The 23,124-nt window shown below is 57.2% G+C and carries 21 protein-coding genes; 10 read left to right on the forward strand and 11 right to left on the reverse strand.

Annotated features, from left to right (window positions below):
• On the reverse strand, positions 1-1,371 hold the full coding sequence (locus tag FHP24_RS02515) for a PleD family two-component system response regulator (protein ID WP_139672394.1): 1,371 nt from the start codon (positions 1,369-1,371) through the stop codon (positions 1-3).
• A gap of 16 nt (positions 1,372-1,387) precedes the next feature.
• Positions 1,388-1,759, reverse strand: coding sequence for a response regulator (locus FHP24_RS02520; protein ID WP_093003064.1), 372 nt, complete (start codon positions 1,757-1,759; stop codon positions 1,388-1,390).
• Between the two features lie 131 nt (positions 1,760-1,890).
• Here FHP24_RS02520 and FHP24_RS02525 point away from each other — a divergent pair, with 131 nt between their 5' ends.
• The 4 genes from FHP24_RS02525 to FHP24_RS02540 all read left to right on the forward strand — a co-directional run bounded on the left by FHP24_RS02525 (position 1,891) and on the right by FHP24_RS02540 (position 5,717).
• On the forward strand, positions 1,891-2,199 hold the full coding sequence (locus FHP24_RS02525) for a DUF3572 domain-containing protein (protein WP_139672397.1): 309 nt from the start codon (positions 1,891-1,893) through the stop codon (positions 2,197-2,199).
• A gap of 1 nt (position 2,200) precedes the next feature.
• On the forward strand, positions 2,201-2,842 hold the full coding sequence (locus FHP24_RS02530) for a hypothetical protein (RefSeq protein ID WP_139672400.1): 642 nt from the start codon (positions 2,201-2,203) through the stop codon (positions 2,840-2,842).
• 118 nt (positions 2,843-2,960) lie between these two features.
• Positions 2,961-4,247: a DNA polymerase IV gene (locus tag FHP24_RS02535; protein ID WP_139672403.1), complete on the forward strand. Its 1,287-nt coding sequence runs from the start codon at positions 2,961-2,963 to the stop codon at positions 4,245-4,247.
• A 138-nt stretch (positions 4,248-4,385) separates the two neighbouring features.
• Positions 4,386-5,717 carry a L,D-transpeptidase family protein gene (locus tag FHP24_RS02540; RefSeq protein WP_139672406.1) on the forward strand — a complete coding sequence of 444 codons (1,332 nt, stop codon included), beginning with the start codon at positions 4,386-4,388 and terminating at the stop codon, positions 5,715-5,717.
• A gap of 351 nt (positions 5,718-6,068) precedes the next feature.
• Here the strand turns inward: FHP24_RS02540 and FHP24_RS02545 are convergent, their stop codons facing one another.
• Positions 6,069-6,656 (reverse strand): hypothetical protein, encoded by a 588-nt coding sequence (locus FHP24_RS02545; protein ID WP_180355857.1) that lies wholly within the window; start codon positions 6,654-6,656, stop codon positions 6,069-6,071.
• A gap of 271 nt (positions 6,657-6,927) precedes the next feature.
• On the opposite strand from FHP24_RS02545, the gene FHP24_RS02550 reads away from it, so the two are divergent.
• Positions 6,928-8,130 (forward strand): GGDEF domain-containing protein, encoded by a 1,203-nt coding sequence (locus tag FHP24_RS02550; protein WP_246091571.1) that lies wholly within the window; start codon positions 6,928-6,930, stop codon positions 8,128-8,130.
• Here FHP24_RS02550 and dnaE read toward each other — a convergent pair whose 3' ends face one another.
• Positions 8,131-11,619: a DNA polymerase III subunit alpha gene (gene dnaE, locus FHP24_RS02555; protein WP_139672412.1), complete on the reverse strand. Its 3,489-nt coding sequence runs from the start codon at positions 11,617-11,619 to the stop codon at positions 8,131-8,133. It abuts the gene before it with no gap.
• 831 nt (positions 11,620-12,450) lie between these two features.
• Here dnaE and FHP24_RS02560 point away from each other — a divergent pair.
• Together FHP24_RS02560 and FHP24_RS02565 are read left to right on the forward strand one after the other, a co-directional pair.
• A complete protein-coding gene (locus tag FHP24_RS02560; RefSeq protein ID WP_246091572.1) occupies positions 12,451-12,825 on the forward strand; it encodes a tudor domain-containing protein in 375 nt (124 codons plus the stop codon).
• 935 nt (positions 12,826-13,760) lie between these two features.
• On the forward strand, positions 13,761-14,069 hold the full coding sequence (locus FHP24_RS02565; RefSeq protein WP_139672415.1) for an oxidoreductase: 309 nt from the start codon (positions 13,761-13,763) through the stop codon (positions 14,067-14,069).
• A 99-nt stretch (positions 14,070-14,168) separates the two neighbouring features.
• Here the strand turns inward: FHP24_RS02565 and FHP24_RS02570 are convergent, their stop codons facing one another.
• Positions 14,169-14,759: a hypothetical protein gene (locus FHP24_RS02570; protein ID WP_139672420.1), complete on the reverse strand. Its 591-nt coding sequence runs from the start codon at positions 14,757-14,759 to the stop codon at positions 14,169-14,171.
• 1,074 nt (positions 14,760-15,833) lie between these two features.
• Between FHP24_RS02570 and FHP24_RS02575 the strand changes: the two genes are divergently transcribed.
• Positions 15,834-16,304, forward strand: a complete 471-nt coding sequence (locus tag FHP24_RS02575) for a barstar family protein (protein ID WP_139672423.1) — start codon at positions 15,834-15,836, stop codon at positions 16,302-16,304.
• A 144-nt stretch (positions 16,305-16,448) separates the two neighbouring features.
• On the forward strand, positions 16,449-16,745 hold the full coding sequence (locus tag FHP24_RS29310; RefSeq protein ID WP_139672426.1) for a DUF6678 family protein: 297 nt from the start codon (positions 16,449-16,451) through the stop codon (positions 16,743-16,745).
• An 86-nt stretch (positions 16,746-16,831) separates the two neighbouring features.
• Here FHP24_RS29310 and FHP24_RS02585 read toward each other — a convergent pair whose 3' ends face one another.
• The 4 genes from FHP24_RS02585 to proS form a co-directional block, all read right to left on the reverse strand.
• Positions 16,832-17,491 carry a hypothetical protein gene (locus tag FHP24_RS02585; RefSeq protein ID WP_139672429.1) on the reverse strand — a complete coding sequence of 220 codons (660 nt, stop codon included), beginning with the start codon at positions 17,489-17,491 and terminating at the stop codon, positions 16,832-16,834.
• A gap of 636 nt (positions 17,492-18,127) precedes the next feature.
• Positions 18,128-18,814 (reverse strand): ABC transporter ATP-binding protein, encoded by a 687-nt coding sequence (locus FHP24_RS02590; protein WP_139672432.1) that lies wholly within the window; start codon positions 18,812-18,814, stop codon positions 18,128-18,130.
• Positions 18,815-18,828: 14 nt separating this feature from the next.
• On the reverse strand, positions 18,829-20,136 hold the full coding sequence (locus FHP24_RS02595; protein WP_139672435.1) for a lipoprotein-releasing ABC transporter permease subunit: 1,308 nt from the start codon (positions 20,134-20,136) through the stop codon (positions 18,829-18,831).
• A 97-nt stretch (positions 20,137-20,233) separates the two neighbouring features.
• Complete coding sequence (gene proS / locus FHP24_RS02600; protein WP_139672438.1) at positions 20,234-21,556, reverse strand: proline--tRNA ligase; 1,323 nt, start codon at positions 21,554-21,556, stop codon at positions 20,234-20,236.
• 126 nt (positions 21,557-21,682) lie between these two features.
• Between proS and FHP24_RS29180 the strand changes: the two genes are divergently transcribed.
• The gene (locus FHP24_RS29180; RefSeq protein ID WP_281287387.1) at positions 21,683-21,808 is read left to right on the forward strand and encodes a hypothetical protein; all 126 of its coding nucleotides are present in this window, start codon (positions 21,683-21,685) and stop codon (positions 21,806-21,808) included.
• A gap of 316 nt (positions 21,809-22,124) precedes the next feature.
• On the opposite strand, the gene FHP24_RS02605 is transcribed toward FHP24_RS29180, so the two are convergent.
• Positions 22,125-22,394, reverse strand: coding sequence for a DUF1467 family protein (locus FHP24_RS02605; protein WP_139672442.1), 270 nt, complete (start codon positions 22,392-22,394; stop codon positions 22,125-22,127).
• A gap of 113 nt (positions 22,395-22,507) precedes the next feature.
• A complete protein-coding gene (gene mce, locus FHP24_RS02610; RefSeq protein WP_139672445.1) occupies positions 22,508-22,912 on the reverse strand; it encodes a methylmalonyl-CoA epimerase in 405 nt (134 codons plus the stop codon).
• Positions 22,913-23,124 lie beyond the last annotated feature (212 nt).

The raw sequence follows: 23,124 nt of genomic DNA on the forward strand, positions 1-23,124 counted from the left end.
TCAGGCGGCGTTGGCCACGACGCGGTTGCGCCCCTCGGCCTTTGCCTTGTAAAGCGCCTGATCGGCCTGTTTGAGCAGTTGTTCAGGGGTGTCGGCGTCTCCAGTGCTACAGGAGAGGCCAAAGGAGGCAGTCAGGCTGATGGCAGTACCGGCGCTCTTCAGCACGAAGGGTGTCTTTTCGATGATCGCGCGCAGGCGCTCTGCAACCGCAGAAGCTGCGGCCGCATCTGTATCCGGCATGACCACGACGAACTCCTCGCCGCCATACCGGCAGGCAAGATCGGCTCCACGGACGGTGGAGCGAATACGCGCAGAGAATTCGCGCAACACATCGTCGCCGGCATCGTGCCCGTAGGTATCGTTGACTGATTTGAACCGGTCGATATCGATGAGGCAGAGCGACAAGGGGCGCGAGCGGGCCGCTGCGCGCGCAAACAGAATCTTCAGATGATTGTCGAGATAGCGGCGATTGTTGAGACCCGTGAGGGAATCGGTGACCGCAAGCTCGATGGTCTGCTTGACGCTCATCCGCAGCCGATCGTTGTAACGCTTGCGTTTGATCTGGGTCAGCGTGCGGGCTAGCAATTCGTTCGGGTCGATCGGACGGACAATGTAGTCGTTGACGCCGAGATCCAGTGCGCGGACGATCATGTCTTCGGCACCGGCTTCCGCTGCAAGCAAGATCGGCAAGAACCGCGTACGCTCCAAAGAGCGCAGCTGCGAGCACAGGCGCAGGGGATCGTAATCGTCGAAATTGGCATTGACGATGACGAGGTCGAAGGCGTGTTCGGCCGCTTCGAAGATTGCAGCCTGCGGATCCGACATCGCAACGACATTGCAGATCGGCTTCAGCGCCTTGGTGATACGCTCCTGCGAGCTTGCGCGGCCATCGACGAGCAAGACCTGGCCGATATCCTCGCGGCCATCCAGGCCCTTCAGCATGTCTTCCATGACGAGACTGTGGGCCGTGTCGGCGCGAATGCGCAATTCGTCGCTCAGCGCCTTTAGGCGGACAAGGCTGCGGACACGGGAAATCAGCTGGATGTCGTTGACCGGCTTGGTAAGGAAATCGTCGGCGCCGGCTTTGAGGCCGCGGACGCGGTCGGAAGGCTGGTCGAGGGCGGTCACCATGACGACCGGGATATGGGCGGTCTTCGGATTGGCCTTCAGCCGTTCGCAGACCTCGAACCCATCGATGCCGGGCATCATGATGTCGAGCAGGATCAGGTCGACAGGCGTGCTGTCGCAGATCGCCAGCGCCTTGTAACCGTTATCGGCCGTCAGGACGTCGAAATATTCCGCCAACAGACGCGCCTCGAGAAGCTTCACGTTGGCAGGAACGTCGTCGACCACCAATATCCGCGCTGTCATGCCCGTGCTCCCCGCATCATGCGTCGCCGAGATAAGTCTTGATGGTTTCGATGAATTTCGGCACCGAGATCGGCTTGGAGACATAGGCCTCGCAGCCGCCCTGGCGGATGCGCTCCTCGTCTCCCTTCATCGCAAAGGCCGTGACCGCGATGACCGGAATGACATGAAGCTCATCGTCTTCCTTGAGCCATTTGGTGACTTCCAGCCCCGAGACTTCAGGCAGCTGGATATCCATCAGGATAAGATCCGGACGATGCTTGCGGGCCAGATCGAGTGCTTCCATACCGTTGCGGGTCTGGATCGTCTCATAACCCGACGCCTCGATCAGATCGCGGAAGAGCTTCATGTTCAGCTCGTTGTCTTCTACAATCATGACCCGTTTGGGCATTGCGATCCATTCCTCAAATCGCGCCTTCAAAAGCGTATTTTCTATATATAAGCTTCAAAATGGCCGATTCCACTGAGCCCTGTTTCGACAAGGTTAGGCCCATTTGGTTGAGAAGAGGTAACTCCCCGATAATGAGCGCAAAAACGAGTGCACAAGATACGGCACGCATAAGGGCGGAAGAGACGGCTGGCGCCGTTCTCGGATGGATGGCCGGCGAGCCCGACATGCTGCAGCGCTTTCTTGCGCTATCGGGCGTAACGCCCGACCAGATCCGGTCCGTCATCGCAGACCCGGGCTTTCTGGCTGGCGTTATCGACTTCGTGATGAGCCATGAACCAACGCTGCTCGCCTTTTGCGAAGCGACGGATACAAGGCCCGAGACGGTCGTCGCGGCCCATCACCATTATTCCGGCCCCTATATCGGATCGGGAGATTTCTGAGATGAGCGAAATCCTCGATCTTTCTCATGTCCGACTCAGCGACAGGCCGCTGGTCGTCTGCGACGTAGATGACGTCGTGCTGAACTTTTTCGCTCCATTCGAATCCTATCTGAAAAAGGATGGGCTGGAGCTTTTGCCGCGCTCATTCCGGCTGACTGGCAATATCGTCTCGGTCGGCACCGAAATTGCGATCGAGGAAGCGGCGGTCAAACAGCTTATCGGCTTGTTCTTCGAGCAACAGGAAGAATGGCAAACGCCTTTCGAACTGGCACTCGATACGCTCAATGCGCTTGGCGCCGATGCGGATGTCCTGTTTCTCACCGCAATGCCGCCACGCTACAGCCAGGCACGGCGTCGCCTGCTCGACCGCCTCGGCTTCGACTTTCCGCTCGTGGCAACCGAAGAGCCGAAGGGGCCCGTAATGTGGCGCATCCACGGCGAGCGCGCCCTCCCCTCGGTCTTTATCGACGATATGGCGCATAACCTTCACTCGGTTCGGGATCACGTCGAAAACTGCCTGGTCCTGCATATGATGCCGGACTCGCCGCTGCATCTCCTGGCGCCGAAGCCGGACGACGGCATTGCCCGTGCGATGGACTGGTCCCATGCCGACGATCTCATTCGCGCTCATATCCACCGGTAATCCGGCGCTTCGCAAAGCAGGCGTCCGGTGCGAACAAATGCATGTGGACGGGCCTGTCCGCCCTTGAGTGCCGCACGATTGCGGCCTATCGTGCCGATGTTCAACCTTTGTTCCTGACATGACACCTTCGGCCGACGCAATAAACGGTTTTTGTCGCGACTGCCTTGCGGAGCAGAAGGCACAGACGCGCCGTTGCCGTTCGTGCGGCTCGCCGCGGCTGCTCTATCATGCGGAGCTCTACGACCTGACGCTCGCTCACATCGATTGCGACGCCTTTTACGCGACAATCGAAAAACGGGATGATCCGGAGCTGGTCGACAAGCCGGTGATCATTGGCGGCGGTAAACGCGGTGTCGTCTCCACCGCCTGTTACATCGCCCGCATCAGCGGTGTGCGCTCGGCCATGCCAATGTTTAAGGCGTTGGAACTCTGCCCCGATGCCGTGGTGATCCGTCCGAATATGGAAAAATACGTCAAGGTCGGCCGGCAGGTGCGACAGATGATGATGGAGCTTACCCCCCTTGTCCAGCCTCTGTCGATCGATGAGGCATTTCTCGAGCTTGCCGGGACAGAACGCCTGCACCGCGATCCACCGGCGCGCATCCTTGCCCGGTTTGCCAGACGCGTCGAGAGCGAGCTCGGCATCTCGATTTCGGTCGGCCTTTCTTACTGCAAGTTTTTGGCCAAGGTCGCTTCGGATCTGCAGAAGCCGCGCGGATTTTCCATCATCGGTGAAGCGGAGGCGAAGGATTTTCTGGCGCCTCGCCCGGTCACCACCATCTGGGGCGTGGGCAAGGCCTTTAACGCGACGCTGGAGGCTGACGGTATCCGCACGATCGGGCAGCTGCAGCGGATGGAGGAAGGCGATCTGATGCGGCGCTACGGGTCGATGGGGCAGCGTCTCTACCGGCTGGCGCGCGGCATGGACGATCGCGAAGTACATTTGAACGATGCGGCGAAGAGCGTATCGGCAGAGACGACTTTTTTTGACGATGTGTCGCGCTACGAGGACCTGGTGCCGGTTCTGCGGCGGCTGACGGAAAAGGTTTCGGCGCGCTTGAAAAAGCACGAGATCGCCGGCCATACGGTCGTCCTGAAAATGAAGACCGCCGATTTCAAGAGCCGGACGCGCAACAAGCGGCTTGAAGATCCGACGCAGCTCACCGACCGGATTTTCCGCACCGGCCTGTCGCTGATGGAAAAGGAAACGGACGGCACGAAATTTCGCCTTCTCGGCATCGGCGTGACCGATCTAAGCGATCCGACGCTTGCCGATCCACCGGACCTCGTGGACCATCAGGCGGGCCGGCGTGCGGCGGCGGAAGCGGCGATGGACAAGCTGCGCGACAAGTTCGGCAAGGCGGCCGTGGAGACCGGATATACGTTCGGCGACAAGCGCCGCTGAGTGTTTTAAAGGGCGTCGGAAATTTGTCGCCAAATCGCAGGAACGTGATGAATTGACACGATCCTGCCACTTTTCAGAAAATTTTCATTAAGTTTAACACGCTAAATTGCCGACCATTGTAATGCGTAAGAGGTCTTCATGTTGCGTGGCGTTTTGTTCAGCCTCGGACTCCTGTCCGGGACCATTCTCTCTCAGTCTGCTTTTGCCGACACAGCAACACTTCAGATCATCGTTTCCAAAGATCAGCAGTTGATGACGGTCTATGACGGTGAAAAGGTCGTGACGACCTCCAAGGTCTCGACCGGCAAGGCCGGCCACACGACGCCGAGCGGCATCTTCTCGATTCTGGAAAAGCGCAAATATCACGAATCGAACATCTATTCGAACGCGCCGATGCCGTTCATGCAGCGTCTGACATGGTCGGGCATCGCTCTTCATGAAGGTAACGTGCCGAACTATCCGGCATCGCATGGCTGCGTGCGTATCCCCACCGGCACCGCCAAGGCGATCTACGACATGACCGATCGCGGCGTGCATGTGGTGATTTCCGATGCACCGGTGAAGCCGGTTCGAATCGAAAGCGCCAATCTCCTCATGCCGCTGAAGCGTTTGCCGTCCGAGCCGCTTTTCCCGAATGCCGATCTGCGCCCGACCGCGATGAAAAAGGCCACGGACGGATCCTACGATGTGGCGATGGCCGGCACCGATCCGATGCCGACCGGCTCGCTGCAGGCCGTCATTCCCGAAGATGCGGCGCCTTTGCGTATCCTCATCCATCGCCGCGGCGCGCGCGAGACGATGCTCGATGTCCAGACGCACCTGACCGACCTCGGCTTCGACGCCGGGGTTGCCGATGGTATTGCAGGCCCGATGACGCGTGATGCGATCGCCGCCTACAAGCGGTGGAAAGGCCTTCCGGCCAATGGTGCAATGATCGGCAAGGATTTTCTTGCCGCGCTCTATCACTCGGCCGGCGAGAAGGAACCGCCGGCTGGCCAGATCCTGGTGCGGCGTAATTTCGAACCGCTGTTCGAAGCACCGATCGGCATCAAGGACCCGGAACAGGCGCTCGGCACCCATTTTTTCACCGCCGACCATCTCGAACGTAATGCCGAGACGGCGGAATGGCATGCGGTCACGTTGAAAAACGAGATGACCGGCGACGAGATGAAAGAACTCGGCATCGACAAGACGGCCGATGCCAGCCTGCCGAACGCAGCGACGATTGCGCTTGAGCGGATCGACATCCCGAAGGATGTCCGCGAGCGGATCGGCGAGCTGATGGCGAACGGCACGTCACTGACGATCACGGACCAGGGCCTTGGCCCGGAGACGGGCAAAGGCACCGACTTTGTGACACTGACCCGTTCGCAGGTGAATATCGCTCAAGCCGGCCTCAACCAGAGTGAACCCAAGCCCGCAAGGCGTTCGAAAAAAGAATCATATGCCAGCGGTATCGGTCTGTATTAATTGATAAAACTCCGTTCTGATCGGATCTCTCCGTATAAAAATTGCGTATCGCACCGCTCCTGTCTGATGGGCAGGTAAACGGGGTGCGATACGACGTCCAGGCAATGATGACAGGCTAAAACCGGCGTTGCGTCAGCATCTGCCTATACAAAAGTCGTAGGGCAAAACCGGCACCACGCCACATTGTGACCACGTTCGATTTCTACTTGGGCGATATGGAAGTACCCCCGAGACCCGTGTCCCCCATGGGTTGCGCTTCCATCAGTGTTGGACGGTTATGTGTTGTTTTTCTTCCATGACCGTCCTCCGGGGGAGGATAATCATCCAGTCGACATCGGATGCATTCATCCGTCAGAGAATGTCATAAAGTCTCACGATCCAACTCACCTGATAGAGGATTGCGGCAAGGACCAGGGCCAACTGGCCCCGTCTGGACGTGATGAACATCGCGACGATCGAAAAGATGACGAATGCGGCCTGACGTATGGGATATTCGATCCCAAGCGCGTGCATGTAGTCGGCGCCTTTCACCATCGTATCCCCGACATCGAGCAAGGCAGCGAATGCGAGAAGGCCGAAGAACCAGCGTTTGCGCTGTTCAAAATAGTCCTCGAAGCCGTTGTAGTCGGTCATCTGGTCGGGAAACAGCAGTGCCGTCAGCGCTGCGAAGACCATCGTGTAGAAAATCAGGAAGCCGTAAAGCGGGAAGGTCCAGACCGGGACGCTGACCAGATGGAATTCGTACCACCAAAAATGAACGATGGTGATCAGCAGGAAAATCACCCAGCCGAGATGGACCGGGTAGACTTTGATCGTTCCCGGATGCTGAACGAAACGCGTCAGGCCATTGACCAGTCGCGCAAGGCTCAACGCCAGAACCATGCCGATAATGGTTCGGACATGCCCGAAATATTCCGCATGGGTCGGCAGGGTTTCCATGGACATGCCCTCGGCTTTAACGGTCCCGCATGATCGTCAGATTATCCCCGTCCGGCAAGCGTTGAGACGACGGCTGCACATCCTTTGGTTCGGGGACCCGCGAAGGGCCCCGGTGCCAGGATGATCATGATGCAACCTGTGCCATGGGTACATCTGGTAATTGATCACATCTCACCGACCGATATAACAGGCGAAAAACATTTACCTTTTCCTGTCTAGGAGACGGTGGGACAGAGCGTCGAGGCTGGATTGATCTGGATATTGCAATGACATGATGAACGGCGTCGCTTTTTTCCTAGGTGTGAATTTTGTCGTCGCGGTGTGCTTCAGCGCGGTTTTTGCCGTAGTTGCGACCCGTAGCCGATCTCGCCGGGCGGCATTGTGGCTGGCCGCCGGGTTCGGCGTCGCGTCGCTGTCGGCGGTGTGCGAGTTGCTGGTCGCCTATACGGCTTCCCCGAAAATCTGGGCGATCGGTGCCTTTGCCACCGTTCTGACCGGCATGATGCTGCTGCGGGTCGGTATCGGCCATCTTTACGCCCGACGGCTCGACAAGCGGATCGCAGCCTTCTTCGTCGGCGCGAGCATCATCCTGTGTTATGCGATCTATGAGCTGCCGCGCGGGACACCGCTGCAGGCGTTTTCCTATCAGAGCCCGTTTGCCATCATTCTTCTCGACAGCGCCTTTGTCGTGCTTTCATCGCGTGGGCGGCAGACTGTCGACCGGTTTCTCGGCATGGTGCTTTTATTCACCGGCCTGCATTTTTTTGCCAAGGCGGGCGTGGCTGTTCTGGTTGGCGCCGGCAGTGCCGCCAGAGACTACATCCACACGAATTACGCACTGATTTCGCAGAGCGCCACGGCGATCCTCGTGGTGGCTGTCGGACTGACGCTGCTGGCGACGCTCGTGCTGGAGATCATGGCCGACCAGCGCAGCGAATCGGAAAAAGACACACTCTCGATGCTTGCCAACCGGCGCGGGTTCGATCGGCAGGTACAATCGCTTCTGTCCGAGGCGCCGAACGGAAAACATGCCGTCATCTTGTGCGACCTCGACCACTTCAAACGTATCAATGATACGTATGGGCATCACGTCGGAGATCTGGTGATCCAGGGATTTGGTCACCTGATGAACAACAGCGCGCCCAAAAGGGCGGCGCTTGGGCGCATCGGCGGCGAGGAATTTGCGATATTTCTGCCGGACACGGAGATCGGCGCTGCGGTGCTGTTTGCCCAGGCGCTGCGCGGCGCCACGATGACCTTGCCCGATCTGCCCGAAAGCCTGAGCGTCACGGCCAGTTTCGGCGTGTCTCCACTGACATCGGCGGCCGGACTGATAGAGGCCTATCGCCGGGCCGACATCGCGCTTTACACCGCGAAAAACGCTGGCCGAAACCAGGTGAAACTTGCCGCCGGCGACCGTGCCGAGACCGAAAATCAGCGCGGCACAGTCGCGCCTGACCACTGGAAAACCTGATCAGACAAGTTCCACGTCGAGAACGCCGGGCGCAGCCTTCAGGGCAGCGGCCATTTCCGGTGAAAGACGATATCTTTCTGTCAGCTCGACTTCGATCTCGCGCCGGCCGTCATCCTTGATGACGATGAAGGACACAAGGCCTTCACCCCTTCTGTTGAGATGGCGTGCAACGGCACTGAGCGGGCCGGAATCGCGCACGAAGACGCGCAGGGCTTTCTGCATCCGCACCGACTGCTCTTCCAGCGACTGCGCCGTTTGGATGCGTAGGCCAATACCTTCTGGGCGCTCGTCCGCCTGAACGGTGATGACCAGCGATTTGCCGGGTTCCAGCAGGTCGCGATATTGTGCCAAAGCCTCGGAGAACAGCACGGCCTCGAACTGGCCCGAGGAGTCCGAAAACGTGACGATGCCCATCTTGTTGCCGGTCTTCGTCTTACGCTCCTGACGCCCGGTAACCGTGCCGGCCAGACGACCGGCGGTTGCCCCCTGGCGGACGGCAGCGGAGAAATCAGCAAAGGTCTGAACGCGCATCTTGCCCAGCACATCGGCATAGGTATCGAGCGGATGCGCCGACAGATAGAAGCCCAGCACCTGATATTCGCGCATCAGCATTTCCGACGGCATCCAGGGATCGAATGTCGGCAGGACCAGCTTTTCGGGCCCGGAGCTGGCGGAGGAACCAAAGAAATCGGACTGGCCGGAGATCTTCTCTTCCTGGGCGCGTTGGGCATAACCGATGACGCGATCGAGACCGGCAATCAGCTGGGCGCGATCATGGCCGAAGCAGTCGAAGGCGCCGGCCGAGATCAGGCTTTCCATAACGCGACGGTTTACCTGCTTCGGATCGATGCGAAGGCAGAAATCCTCGATGCTGGCGAACGGCGTGTCGCCGCGGATTTCGGTAATGTGCTCGACGGCCGATTCACCGACACCCTTGATGGCGGCAAGCGCGTAATAGATTTTCGCCTCGCCCGTTTCGAAATGGCGGAACGAAGTCTGCACCGAAGGCGGAAAAACCTTGATGCCCAAACGGCCGGCATCCTCGCGAAAATCGTTGAGCTTTTCGCTATTGGCCATATCGTAGGTCATGGTCGCGGCAAGAAACTCGACCGGATAATGCGCCTTCATATAGGCCGTCTGGTAGGAGACGATTGCATAGGCTGCGGCGTGGGATTTGTTGAAGCCGTAATTGGCGAACTTCGCCAGAAGCTCGAAAATGTTCTTGGCCTGCGGCTTGGAGACGCCATTCTTGATAGCGCCGTCGACAAAACGTTCGCTCTGCTTGTCCATCTCCTCTTTGATCTTCTTGCCCATGGCGCGGCGCAGAAGGTCGGCTTCACCGAGCGAATAACCCGACAGAACCTGGGCGATCTGCATCACCTGTTCCTGGTAGACGATAACGCCCTGGGTTTCTTTCAGCAGGTAATCGATCGACGGATGGACCGACTCGACCTCTTCTTCGCCATGCTTGCGGGCGTTGTAAGTCGGGATATTTTCCATCGGACCCGGACGATAGAGCGCCACCAGCGCGATAATGTCCTCGATACAGTCCGGCTTCATGCCGATCAGCGCCTTGCGCATGCCGGCACTTTCCACCTGGAACACGCCGACAGTTTCGCCGCGCGACAGCATCTCGTAGGTCAGCTGGTCGTCGAGCGGGATCTTTGGCAGATCAACATGAATGTCGCGCTTGCGGCAGAAGTCCACTGCCGTCTTCAAAACGGTCAGCGTTTTCAGTCCGAGAAAGTCGAACTTCACCAGACCGGCCTGTTCCACCCATTTCATGTTGAACTGGGTGACCGGCATGTCGGAACGCGGATCGCGATACATTGGCACCAGCTTCGACAGCGGCCGATCACCGATCACGATGCCGGCGGCGTGGGTCGAAGCGTGGCGATAGAGACCTTCGATCTTCTGGGCGATATCGAGCAGGCGGCCGACGACCGGCTCTTTGTCGACCTCTTCCTGGAACTTCGGCTCTTCCTCGATCGCCTTGGAGAGCGGCGTCGGGTTGGCCGGGTTATTGGGCACCAGCTTGCAGATGCGGTCTACCTGGCTATAGGGCATTTCCAGCACGCGGCCGACGTCGCGCAGGGCGGCGCGCGCCTGGAGCGAACCGAAGGTGATGATCTGCGCCACCTGCTCGCGACCGTATTTGCGCTGCACATAGCGGATCACTTCTTCACGGCGATCCTGACAGAAGTCGATGTCGAAGTCGGGCATCGACACGCGGTCGGGATTGAGGAAGCGTTCGAACAGAAGCGAGAAGCGCAGCGGATCGACGTCGGTAATGGTGAGCGCATAGGCGACAAGCGATCCTGCACCGGACCCACGGCCCGGACCGACCGGGATATTCTGCTGCTTGGCCCATTTGATGAAGTCGGCAACGATCAGGAAGTAACCGGGAAACTTCATCTTCTCGATGACGCCGAGTTCGAAATCCAGCCGCTCGCGATAGTCCTGCTCGGTGAAACCGGCGCTCATCCCCAGTTCCGCCAGGCGATGATCAAGTCCCTCTACCGCCTGCCGGCGTAACTCAGCGGCTTCGTTGCGCTCGTCCTCTTCCGGATGATCGCTAACGCCTGTGAAGCGCGGCAGGATGGGGTTGCGGGTTTTTAGAATGAAGGAGCAGCGTTTGGCAATCTCGACCGTGTTTTCCAGCGCTTCCGGCAGATCGGCGAAGAGCTTGGCCATTTCGGTGCGGCTCTTGAGATAGTGGTCGGGCGTCAGGCGAAAACGGCTGTCGTCGGAAACGATCGCGCCATGGGCGACCGCCATCAGTGCGTCATGGGCGTCGTAATCGGCCTTCGACGGAAAAAAGGCTTCGTTGGTCGCAACCAGCGGAACGTCGTGCTCGTAGGCCAGATCGACCATACGATGTTCATGCCGCCGGTCGTAAGCGCCGTGTCGCTGCAGCTCGATATAGAGCCGGTCGCCGAACAGGTTCTTCAGCCGCAAAAGCCTTTCGGCTGCCAGTCCGGCATGCCCTTCGCGGATGGCCCTGTCGACCGGACCGGCAGAAGCGCCGGTCAAAGCGATCAAACCTTCCGTGCCGGCTTCATCCAGCCAGGAGGCGCAGATATGGGGTTCGCTCACGCCCTCCCCGCCGAGATAGACACGGCTGACGATATCGACCAGCCGCTCATAGCCGTCCGCTGTCGCGGCCAGCAGGACGATCGCTGGCAGCTTGGCAAGCTGATTGCGACGATCCTCTTCCTGGTCCTGCATATCGATCGCCAGCTGGCAGCCGATGATCGGCTGAATGCCGTCGCCGATCGCCTTCTGGGCAAATTCGAGCGCAATGAAGAGGTTGTTTGTGTCGGTAATGGCAATGGCAGGCTGATTGTCGGAAACCGCCTTGCCCAGGATTTTTTTAAGCGGCAGAGCGCCCTCAAGCAGAGAATAGGCAGAATGCACGCGCAGATGAACGAATTGCGGGGTTTCCCCGAGAATTTCGTTCGTCGATCCCGTGTTTGCCTGTTCTGCCATATCTATCGCCATACCACTGATTCAATCGCGGCATTGTCGGGCGCTGGACCCATCAAGTCCAGTTTTGAATTCGCTGCTCAACGGTTTTCGGCAGCGTCATAGTGAGATGGTGGCGCCCGAGCGGGCGCCGAACCAGTGTTACATGGCAATCATGATCATCGACAGAGTGGCGACGAAGGTTGCGATGGATGCGAAAGCGGCAATATCACGAAGAAGGTCTGTCATCGTTGTCTCCCGTGTCCGTTATGTTTTTATTTTGTTCTCTTTTTGTACACGAGTCAACATCAGAACAAAAGAGAAACATATTTCGCGCCATATCCCCGCATCGATAGTGAACAGAATATTAACGTCGCGGTTCGAGGTAGGCACGCTTTCTGGCATTGCCGGCCTATGTCGTTCGGACCGGGTCACGCCGGTGCGCGTTGAGAAGTGGATTTGGGCATCGACTGCCTACCGACACGCTATCGCGAGCCTATGGGCTCTGGTCCAGTTGGGATGACCTGCCAAACGGGAGAAGACGGTTCGAGTAAACGCGGGGCCTCGTCGCAACGTTGCCCGGCTCCCTGACATCGGCCCCTCGCGTGTTCCACTTCGCGAGGGGCCGGCCCGCGGTCCCTCGTGGCGGGTCGAGGCCTGTGTGCAAAGCCTCGCACCAATTTCACCGCCACCCAGCGAGGAGGTCAATACATCTGAAAGGCTTAGGCCAGCCCCTAGAATACCTGCGTCCCGTAGAACACTTTCAGGGTATATCGTAAGTTCACTCAATATTCACGTAAGGCATTGTATTTTCTAACCTCAACCCAATTTTGGGTTGGTTTTGGGAGGATGCATTTGTTCAGGTTCGCCGCTGGTATTATCACCGCAGCTATGCTTTCGGTCGGCGCAGGCGCCGCCAGCGCCCAGACGACCGGGGATTGGGTCCTCGGCAACTATAAGGGCGCCGGTTACTGGTTTCCTGGAGTAATCGACAAGGTTTCAGGCGAGAAAATTACCATCCGGTATGACGACGGCGACAGAGAAACCGTCTCTCGCGGCGATATTCGTCCTTACGACTGGATGATCGGCAGCAAGGTCGAATGTAATTTTAAGAACGCCGGCGAATGGTATCCGGGCAGGATTGCTTCGCTCGCAGGCGAAAAGATCGGCATCGCCTACGATGACGGCGATAAGGAGAACACCAGGACGGGGCGTTGCCGCGCAAAATAAGCAATCATCATTCAAACGCAATCCAGCCCGTCGTCAGGATCTTACTTGGCGGCGGGTTTTTCGTTCAGCTAGCGGATACGAACCGAGCATGAGAAGCCGTGACGGCTGTTTGCGGCAGCATCACACTGACAAGATAAGTCAAGGCGATGGATGGTTACGGGTCAACCTCTTTTCCGGTCAAGAGAATGAGGCAGCCGTCAACGGTGGAAATCACAGTTTGCAGGTCTGCCTCAACACCTCTGCTGGCTCCAAACATCGCAGTTCGGAGTAGCTCCCTAAGTTTCATAAGATTAGTGGGCAGGCTATCGACGCGGTCGCCGCTCGCGATCTGGATTTTCCCGAGAGACGTTCAGATCATTGACGAACCGAGTGCTCCCTCAAAATAGCCGTTACGAACGGCGAGATCGTCAATCTGCTCAATCAAGTGCTTTAGCTCGGCGGTCATACTTTTTTTATCGAGGAACGGCGTTAAAGAAAGGTGTCAAGCCCGCGATAAACGCTTTTCCTCTCGCAACAGATGTACCGTTTCGAAACATTTTCGGTCAGGGGTTTACGACCTACCAATGATGTGCGGCTTGTGGAGGCACGGTTCGATACATCATGAATGCGTGTGAAGGTACCGCATTCATGGCTTGATAGCCTCACTGCCCCCACCACACCTGAACCAAAAGCCCTTGGGGTGTTTAGAGGAGCAAGTACACAAACACCATGATGAAGAGGCGCGCCTAATCGCCTTGAGAACATTGAGTGAGATCTAACTCAGCGGTTCAAGATCCTGACATATGTTCGAACGTAAGCGTATCCCCAACCGAACGACGCCAGACCACCGACTTGAGGCTGTAGGCTGATGGTTCCAGTACGGTAGCGGACAGAAACAATTCCGTTGGCCCGCGGTTTCTCGTCTGTAAGATTAAAAAGGTGAGGAAACAAACAACATGATGAAAATTCTCGCAGTAACGGCGCTATCGATCGGTCTCGCAACATCGGCTATGGCCCAAAGCTCAGGTGGCAATTCTGGCAATAGTGGTAATAACGGCTCTGCCAACAGCGGCTCCGAAAGCGGATCGACTGGTTCTTCCGGTAGCAGCGGCGGCAGCAACTCCGGTGGCAATCAGGGCGCGGATCAGGGCAGCTCTAACACCAACTGCGGTGCTCCCGGCGGTACGCAAGGCGCGGCACAGTCTGACCAAAACAATAACACGAGCACCAATCCTGGAGCAGGTACCGCAGGTACGTCCTGCTAACGCAGGTTTATACAGTGATAGAGAGGGCTCCGTTCAGTTTCGACGGGGCTTTTTCTTTGCCTGGCCGCACGCAGCTCCCTGACGACATTTGCCGTCCCTCTATAGGAGAGGGACGCCAGACTCTTCAGAAAACTCTGCCTGGTTCGTGAAAATAGGATGGCGTCGCAAGATTGCCATTCTAAGCGCTGCGCGATCGCCTTGAACGTGAGCTCGTTCGCGATTTTTGTCATTGTAAGCGTGGCCATCCTTTGTCAGCGAGAACCCGGTCATGACAACTCGTTTGACGCCGGCTGAAACACAAAGAAAAGCCGCAGCAACTCCGTTGCTTGGCTTTTGCGTGTTGTCCTTCACTTCGACACCTGTTGCGTCGCGTATCCAGGCGAGACGCTCAGCCGTTGACAGGAATATGACCCGATCGTAGCAGAATCCGAGCCGGAACAGCTTGTACCTCTGGTTATCGATGAACTTTTCTCGGTCAAAGAGGATCAGTGTTTTGGTTCTTCGACCCCTCAGTACGTCTTTTGTATCTCGATTTGTCGGCTTGTTGCGCAACGTCGAGGTCCCAAACAGCGTAAAATCAGGGACGATTGTTTGATCTTTCAACGCGGCTTGTGAGGCGTTGATCGAGATGAGGGACCATGTTTCGTCAAACTCAACGGGAATAAAGGAACCCGGTCCCGACCCCAGCACGAGAACGTTCTCTTTAAGATCCAGTGAATGTGGTGACCGCTTTATCAGAAAGCTTCTAAGCTAAAGCAAGAAAGACATGTTGATCCCCCCGCGACATCAACTGATTGTAATTCTTCGTTCAGTGAACCTGCAAGTAGAGAAATTCTCTGTACGGTAGTAGAATCCCCTGTTGCTTGAGGGGCTAGAATTTTACACTCGCTGTAGTGGATGTCAGGAGTGGGCCGCGCTTATCGATAGATCCCGCTTGCTTCTCAGTCGGATGCTTTGAGCGCGAAATACCTATAGTGGAGCAATAGCTCGTCTAACGTCGCTTGGGGCTTCGACATCAGCTAGCCTACTGCCCTCCTGACACCCTTTAAATGGATCAAGCTGGACGTTCTTGCGTTGATGATCACGCGAGGAGGCTTCGTTTGAAAAATCAGGATCAGCGAAAATTGATACGTGATGTGATGCGTATACTTAACACCAGAAAACAAGAACAGTTTCGCTCCGCTCTCAGTCGGCATATGCGCAAACTGCGACGTATGGAACGAGCACGTGCTTCTGACGCGAAAGCCCCACCGTCGTGACATCATCTGAGATAAAACCCAAGCAGCCGCTGTGGTGTCACGAGCAGCGCTAAGATCCATTCAGGAGACTGGATCCGCCTAAAAACGCAAGTGCGTGGTATCGGGTTTCGCAGGCACCCGGCCTTCACGGCCGACATAAAAGCCCCTCGGTTGGTTCCGAGGGGCAAGCGCATGAACAACAAAGAGGAAGAAGCGTGCCAATCGCCTCCCCGATATTTAGCCGCAACTAGTCCGATCTTTCAACATTGGGCGCCAGGCCGTTGGGAAACTGGTCTTTCGGGCAAGAACACGCGCATTAATCGCCGCTACACTAAAAGCTTCTCGGGCGACCAGCGCTTCACATAACCTGCACCGTCACTCTCCTTTCTGGAGAGGACTGATAACCAGAGCGTGTTGAGACCGCCTAGGACTTGCAGGGGAGGAACGGCTCTGACATGGACTTTGTCACGCGAATTGCAGCCAGGGCACGAATTGGCTATCACGACACAGTATTTTGGGCTTTTTGATGCTTCTCCAGGACCTTGTAAATTCCAGCGGCTCTCCGTTTATCGTGCAATGCGAGAGCGGTGGTGTCAGCCTGCAGAAGCGCCTGCAATTGCTCGGTGTGACCGCCTACATCGTCGATATTGGTTTATCGCGTACCAAATACGATCTGTTTGAGACGTTCCGGGCTGCGATGCGTATGCCGTACCGGGAGATTGCGAATTGGGACGCGCTAGATGAAGCTCTTGCGGACCTCTCCTGGCTTCGGCCAAACGCGATTAATATCGTCCTTGCGGGAGCGGCTGCTTTTTCTCGACGTGACCAGTTATCGTTCCGGGCATTACTGACATTGCTCAATGTCGCTGGAGAAGAGTGGGCAAGGCCTGTGACGGACGGGGAGTGGTGGGATCGGAACGCGATTCCCTTTCACGTCTACATTGAGAGAGAAGCCACCGAGTGTCTTCCATTCGCAATCCCCGCATTGCTGGATTAGAACACTCGTCGTGTTCCACCCTTCGCTCATAGCGCGCGCCCTCGCCGCGACATCCGTCGTTCGAAACCGGGGAGACATTGTCCTGTTTTTCGGATAGGCAAACTGCAATCCGAATACGAGCCAGTGTGCACCATGCTCCCGGTCATGAACAACACAAAATGGAACGAATTGCGAGACGCAATGTCCTCCTTGGAGAACTCTCCTGCCTGGACAACTTTATGCGCGAACGGTCATCGCTCCCATCCAGACAGAGAGTGGTTTTACCATTTCTCCGAGGGCGGATACGACGACATTCTGTCTGTCGATATCCTCGTTGAGCCGAGTCAACGTCAACATATTTTGCGGGTTCTACAGCAGATACATTTGCCGGGCGAAGAGACCGCTGATGGCTTTCGTGTTTATGGATACGCGCGGTCCGGTCAGATCTTGCGTTACCTCTGAGCTGAGGAACCCACCGCCCTGACATCGCTTTCACCACAACGGGAAAGACCCCCACCGGAGCCTTTCTTTCAGGCAGCAAGAGAGCCCTACGCAGCCAGAGCCTTTTCGTCTCGACGTCGCTTTGCCCAATAGGCAACACCGAGCATCACCAGAGCACCGACGCCTGCGCCGGCTTCAGGACCAGGGACAGCGGTAACAGGCGGCGCCCTGACAACGTCGCCCACGGCGACCTTTCCAAACGCGATGGAATTGGCTCCTCCATTCGTGGCAATGGTCAGCGAGCTCACAGCGTCACCAAACCAGCCGAAGAATGCAGCGGAACCAAACGCCGGGGTTGTTGTTACCGTCCGGCTCATTTGCTCGTTGCCGACAAAAAGCGACATGGTACTTGTCTGGTAATAGTTTGGAGTGAAAAGGGCACTGAAGGCAGTGATGGGCCGGCTGAAAAACAGTGTGATGAAGCTGGCGCCACCTCCCTGCAGAACCTGGCCGCCATATCCCTGCGTCCACGTACCGGTCGCAAAATTCTGACCTATCTGGGAAATGCCCAGTAGTGAGGCTGTGAATACATTCACGCTCCCAACGGAAAAACCCTGTGTAAAGCTCTGGGTAGGTCCGTAGTAAGCGGTGGTTTGAACGTTGCTCACGTTACTTTGCCATTCATTTAGATCGCCGGTCATACTGGCGTTCACATTACCGCAAAGCGAATACAGACCGACCAACGCCACGAGAAATCGTATTTTCACTGCGCGCCTCCAAAGCAAACAATCCGAATTATTCCTGAATAATTACTCAAAAGACACGCCACATTGTGACGTAGTCAACTATAGCTCGAAGGATTTGTTGAGTTCGTCCCGTATTTTTATTTACTGATGCATCACCACCTCACCAATATTGGTGATTATGTTTCGGAACGATACATGTGTGGCAGCGGGCGGTTCCCATGCCATCGCACTGACATCGCCGACTTGAAATACGCCAAGAGAATTCGCTCCTAGCAGCTCGCTTGGATATCTTCGCCAGCCAGCCCACTGCCCTGACATCATGTGCGGCGATCGCGCCCCGAGCAATCGTGGCGGAAGCCACAAAATGGAGATACGCCTGTCGCTCTCGGACGAGCGATGGTGTTAGCATCGCTATCGCGATAGAAAACGGTGGAGCGATAATTGTTAAGTTTGCCCTTGAATATGTCGATCGCGAGCATCGGAGACTCGCGCGCCAATGCTGTATCTTTTGGCGAAGGGCCGTAATGATCCGACGGCCTGAGCCGGCAGCAAGCACGACCGGGCCAAAAGACGTGGCCGCCAGCGGGGGCAAAGGCCTCGCCACAAGCTTTATCAATGCGGGATAACAGCGCGAATTCTGAAATCGGTAACCGGGTCTTAGAACTCGACGACTTTGCCGCCTTCAATTGTGACGCGGCGGTCCATGCGGGCGGCGAGGTCGTGGTTATGGGTGGCGATGAGCGCTGCCAGACCCGACTGGCGCACCAGGGCTTCCAGCGCATCAAAGACATAGGACGCGGTTTTCGGGTCGAGATTACCGGTTGGTTCGTCGGCAAGCAGGACGCGTGGCGCATTGGCAACGGCACGGGCGATCGCGACGCGCTGCTGTTCACCGCCTGACAGTTCGGCCGGGCGATGTTCGGCGCGATGGCCGATGCGCATATAGTCGAGAAGCTGGGCAGCCCGCTCCTTCGCTTCTTTTTTGGACAGACCGCCGATCAGCTGCGGCATCATGATGTTCTCGATCGCGGTAAATTCCGGCAGGAGATGGTGGAACTGGTAGACGAAACCGATTTCTGAACGACGGATCGAGGTGCGCTGTTCATCCGGCAGATCATTGCAGGATCGTCCGCCGACAAAGACTTCACCGGCATCCGGATGTTCGAGCAGGCCCGCCAGATGCAGAAGCGTCGACTTGCCGGTGCCCGACGGCGCGACGAGCGCGACGATCTCGCCGCTCTGCAGTTCGAAATCTGCGCCTTTCAAAATCGAAAGCGTCGTTTCTCCCTGACCATAATGACGTTCGACGCTCGTAAGCTTCAAGACGGATTTGCGAGGTGCCATGAGGTACTGGGATCCTATTCGTAGCGAAGCGCCTGGACAGGATCGAGCCTTGAGGCTCGCCATGCCGGGAAGATGGTGGCGATGAACGACAGCGTCAGTGCCATAGTGACGACGGAGACTGTCTCGCTGACGCTCATTTCAGCGGGCAGTTCGCTCAGGAAATAGAGTTCCGGGTTGAACAGAATAGTACCCGAGATCCAGGAAAAGAATTGCCGGATCGATTCGATATTCAGGCAGACAACGACGCCGAGTGCGACACCGGCAAGTGTGCCGACGAGACCGATCGCGGCCCCCGTCATGAAGAAGATGCGCATGATCGAGCCGGAACTGGCACCCATCGTGCGTAGGATGGCGATATCGGAGCCCTTGTCCTTCACCAGCATGATGAGGCCGGAGATGATGTTGAGGGCCGCCACCAGCACGATCAGCGTCAAGATCATGAACATGACGTTGCGTTCGACCTGAAGTGCGGAGAAGAAGGTCTGGTTGCGCTGGCGCCAGTCGGTGATGAAGATCTGGCGGCCAGCGGCCTGCTCAATCTTGGGACGCAGTTCATCCACCGCTTCCGGGTCGTTGATGAACAGTTCGATCGACTGGACGATGCCATCAGCGTTGAAATAGAGCTGCGATTCTTCCAGCGGCATATAAATGATCGTCGCATCATATTCAGACATGCCGATCTCGAATATGCCCGAGATGGTGTAGGATTTGACGCGCGGATTGACGCCCATCGGCGTCACGTCGCCTTCCGGCGAAATCAGCGTGATCTGGTCACCGGCATTAAGGCCGAGCTGGGCTGCGAGCCTGGAGCCGACAAGGACACCCTGCCCCGAGGCAAAACCGACGATATCGCCTTGCTTGATATTGCCGGCGACTTCCGAGAGCTTTTCGAGATCTTCGGCACGAACGCCGCGGACAAGCGCGCCGGAACCCGCGCCACCACGGCCGGAGGCAAGCGTCTGCCCCTCCACCAGCGGCAGGGCCATGCGGACACCCGGCACGGCGGAGAATTTTTTCGTCAGCTCGGCATAGTCGTTGAGCGGCGTATCGACCGGCTGGACGATCATGTGGCCGTTGATGCCAAGAATGCGGGAAATCAGCTCGGTGCGAAAACCGTTCATCACAGCCATGACGATGATGAGGGTCGCGACCCCCAGCATGATGCCGATGAAGGAGAAGCCGGCGATGACCGAGATGAAGGCTTCCTTGCGGCGCGAGCGCAGGTAACGCCAGGCGACCATGCGCTCAAAGCCCGAAAAGGCGCCGGCGCTCGGAGCCTTTGCGACCTTTTCCTTTTCACTACCCGCCGCAACGCTCGCCATTCATGTTTCCTCGTCTTGATCGGTGCGGGACAAGGCCGCTTCGGCCTGTCCTGCACCCAATGCTGTCATCCGGCCGGAAACCCGAACGGCAGAGTTGTCAGCCGGTTGCCCGGTTCAGTGCGGCCTCAAGGGTCATTACCTCGCGGGCGCCGGTCTTGCGGTCCTTGACTTCGACCTCACCAACGGCTGCCGAACGGGGACCGACGATGATCTGCACCGGAACGCCGATCAGATCGGCCGTGGCGAACTTCGTGCCCGCGCGGTCGTCGGTGTCGTCGTAGAGCACGTCCTTGCCGGCATTCTTCAGCGAGGCGTAGAGCTTTTCCGACAGCGTGTCGCAGGCCGCATCGCCCGGCTTCATGTTGATCACCACGACATCGAAGGGTGCGACCGATTCGGGCCAGATGATGCCGTTCTCGTCATGCGATGCTTCTATAATGGCGGGAACAAGGCGGGTCGGGCCAATACCGTAGGAACCCATGTGGACGGGATGCTCCTTGCCGTCCGGTCCCTGCACCTTGGCGCCCATCGGTTCGGAATATTTGGTGCCGAAATAAAAGATGTGGCCGACCTCGATGCCGCGGGCAGACAAGCGGTCTGTGTCCGGGATCGCGTTGAAGGCGGCCTCGTCGTGCATTTCGGACGTGGCGGCGTAAACCGAGGTCCACTTGTCGAAGATCGCCTGCAGGCCGGCGACGTCATCGAAATCGGTGGTTTCGGCCGGGATGTCAAAATCGGTGAAAGCCTTGTGGCTGAAGACTTCCGATTCACCCGTCTCGGCCAGAATGATGAATTCGTGGCTGTGGTTGCCGCCGATCGGGCCTGTGTCGGCGCGCATCGGAATGGCGCGCATGCCGAGCCGCGCGAAGGTGCGCAGGTAAGCGACGAACATCTTGTTATAGGAATGGATGGCGTCTTCGCGGGTCATGTCGAAGGAATAGGCATCCTTCATCAGAAATTCGCGCGAGCGCATGGTGCCGAAACGCGGACGGATCTCGTCGCGGAATTTCAGCTGGATATGATAGAGGTTGAGCGGCAGGTTCTTGTAGGACTTGACGTAGGACCGGAAGATATCGGTGACCATTTCCTCATTGGTCGGGCCGTAGAGCATCGGCCGCTCCTGGCGGTCCTTGATGCGCAGCATTTCCTTGCCATAGGCCTCGTAGCGGCCGCTTTCCTGCCACAGCTCGGCAGACTGCAGCGTCGGCATCAGCAGCTCGACGGCGCCGGCGCGGTTCTGTTCCTCGCGGATGATGGCGTTGACCTTGTCCAGCACCTTCTTGCCAAGCGGCAACCAGGAATAGATGCCCTGGCTCTGCTGACGGACCATGCCCGCGCGCAGCATCAGCCGGTGCGAAACGATTTCCGCCTCCTTGGGATTTTCCTTCAGGATGGGCATAAAATAGCGAGACAGGCGCATCTTGATTTCCGACGTTTACTGGCCGCTCCGCATCAATCAGGAATCGGCCGATTTGAAGACATATTGCGTGGCTTATTACCGGTTCCCGACAGCCATGGAAACCCGGCCGCCATCGAAAGGTGGTGGATGACCAAAGCAGAAAATCGGCAGGGACTTGCAGAAAATGTGATTTTCATGAAAGCAGGGGTGCGACAAATGCGCCAAGGGCAATTTTTTCCACACGTGTCACAAAAATACAAAAAAAGAGGATGACAAAGCCCAACCATTGGGCTAGTTTCAGCTCATAAAACAGGCATGAAGTTCAAATTCATGCCAATCGCGGTAAAGTCTTGGGAGGATCAGATCTTAGGCGCGCTAGACGCTGCCCCGGAAACGGTTAGGATCACGCGAAACTGAAAAACAAGGCTTCAACGCCTTGTTTTTTTTTGCCTTTCAGCAGGCCGGATGCCCGTCAAACCGTATTGTGACAGGAACGTGATGCGTCCTATGGCTGATGTTCATGACATCGAAGTGACGGAAACATGGCGGCCGTGCCGAGGACTGGGTCTCTCGAGCGCGAGGCACCGACTTATTTGAAACTCGGAATGATATTCGGAATGCTACCGATACCGAAACCGAAATAAACCGAGGCAAGGTGATAGGCGAGATAGATTGCCGCAGAAATGACGGTGGTGAGCAGGATGACGCGTCCGCCCCTGAACCGCGCTGGTGCGCTTTCAACGGTACCGAGCGTCACCTCCCCCTCCTCGCGCTGGCTGCGATAGCCGAGCGGAAGCACGATGAACAGCACCGTCCACCAGAGGATGAAATAGATCGCAACAATGGTCAGGGCTGGCATGCGGTGGCTCCATCGGTTGCACGCATCCGCGGCTCAATGGAGCGCGTTGGCTGACAAAATGATTCCGGATATATAGGCAGGTCATTGATTTCATTTGCCATCGCCTTGGTCTGTCAAACCTCTTCCAGTTCGATCAGCGTGCCGTTGAAATCCTTAGGGTGGAGGAAGAGCACCGGTTTTCCATGGGCGCCGATCTTCGGCGTGCCATCGCCCAGAACGCGTGCGCCAACGGCCTGCAGCTTTTCAGCCGCAGCATTTATGTCGGGAGTTTCATAACAGATGTGGTGGATGCCGCCGGCGGGATTGCGCTGAAGAAACGCGGCAATCGGTGACAGATCGTCGAGCGGTTCGAGCAGTTCGATCTTGGTATTCGGCAGCTCGACGAAAACCACGGTGACGCCGTGCTCGGGCAAGGATTGCGGCGCGGAGACCTTTGCGCCCAGCGTGTCTCGATAGATCGCAGCGGCTTCCTCGAGGATGGGCACCGCGATCGCTATGTGGTTTACACGGCCAAGCATGCGTTTCTCCTCCCTGGAGGCAGCCAGATCCCCTCACCAACAAAATCTAAGACTTAGTTGAGCTAAGATCTTGATTTTGCTACCTCTCCCACAAGTGGAGAGGTAGACTGCAAAGCTTGCGGCAACGATATCTCATCCCTCGTGGGAGAAAACGCTGTTTCAACATCTTGGCTCGGCCAAGTGTTGGAAATCGCAAGTGAGGGGGGGGGCCG

Source organism: Aliirhizobium smilacinae (assembly GCF_006335145.1).
In the GTDB taxonomy this organism is placed as follows: Bacteria; Pseudomonadota; Alphaproteobacteria; order Rhizobiales; family Rhizobiaceae; genus Neorhizobium; species Neorhizobium smilacinae.

Bases quoted from the DNA above. Each gene is read 5' to 3' on its own strand.
- FHP24_RS02515 (WP_139672394.1), bottom strand. From the start codon at position 1,371: ATGACAGCGCGGATATTGGTGGTCGACGACGTTCCTGCCAACGTGAAG.
- FHP24_RS02520 (WP_093003064.1), bottom strand. From the start codon at position 1,759: ATGCCCAAACGGGTCATGATTGTAGAAGACAACGAGCTGAACATGAAG.
- FHP24_RS02525 (WP_139672397.1), top strand. From the start codon at position 1,891: ATGAGCGCAAAAACGAGTGCACAAGATACGGCACGCATAAGGGCGGAA.
- FHP24_RS02530 (WP_139672400.1), top strand. From the start codon at position 2,201: ATGAGCGAAATCCTCGATCTTTCTCATGTCCGACTCAGCGACAGGCCG.
- FHP24_RS02535 (WP_139672403.1), top strand. From the start codon at position 2,961: ATGACACCTTCGGCCGACGCAATAAACGGTTTTTGTCGCGACTGCCTT.
- FHP24_RS02540 (WP_139672406.1), top strand. From the start codon at position 4,386: ATGTTGCGTGGCGTTTTGTTCAGCCTCGGACTCCTGTCCGGGACCATT.
- FHP24_RS02545 (WP_180355857.1), bottom strand. From the start codon at position 6,656: ATGGAAACCCTGCCGACCCATGCGGAATATTTCGGGCATGTCCGAACC.
- FHP24_RS02550 (WP_246091571.1), top strand. From the start codon at position 6,928: ATGATGAACGGCGTCGCTTTTTTCCTAGGTGTGAATTTTGTCGTCGCG.
- dnaE (WP_139672412.1), bottom strand. From the start codon at position 11,619: ATGGCAGAACAGGCAAACACGGGATCGACGAACGAAATTCTCGGGGAA.
- FHP24_RS02565 (WP_139672415.1), top strand. From the start codon at position 13,761: ATGATGAAAATTCTCGCAGTAACGGCGCTATCGATCGGTCTCGCAACA.
- FHP24_RS02575 (WP_139672423.1), top strand. From the start codon at position 15,834: ATGCTTCTCCAGGACCTTGTAAATTCCAGCGGCTCTCCGTTTATCGTG.
- FHP24_RS29310 (WP_139672426.1), top strand. From the start codon at position 16,449: ATGAACAACACAAAATGGAACGAATTGCGAGACGCAATGTCCTCCTTG.
- FHP24_RS02590 (WP_139672432.1), bottom strand. From the start codon at position 18,814: ATGGCACCTCGCAAATCCGTCTTGAAGCTTACGAGCGTCGAACGTCAT.
- FHP24_RS02595 (WP_139672435.1), bottom strand. From the start codon at position 20,136: ATGGCGAGCGTTGCGGCGGGTAGTGAAAAGGAAAAGGTCGCAAAGGCT.
- proS (WP_139672438.1), bottom strand. From the start codon at position 21,556: ATGCGCCTGTCTCGCTATTTTATGCCCATCCTGAAGGAAAATCCCAAG.
- FHP24_RS29180 (WP_281287387.1), top strand. From the start codon at position 21,683: ATGACCAAAGCAGAAAATCGGCAGGGACTTGCAGAAAATGTGATTTTC.
- FHP24_RS02605 (WP_139672442.1), bottom strand. From the start codon at position 22,394: ATGCCAGCCCTGACCATTGTTGCGATCTATTTCATCCTCTGGTGGACG.
- mce (WP_139672445.1), bottom strand. From the start codon at position 22,912: ATGCTTGGCCGTGTAAACCACATAGCGATCGCGGTGCCCATCCTCGAG.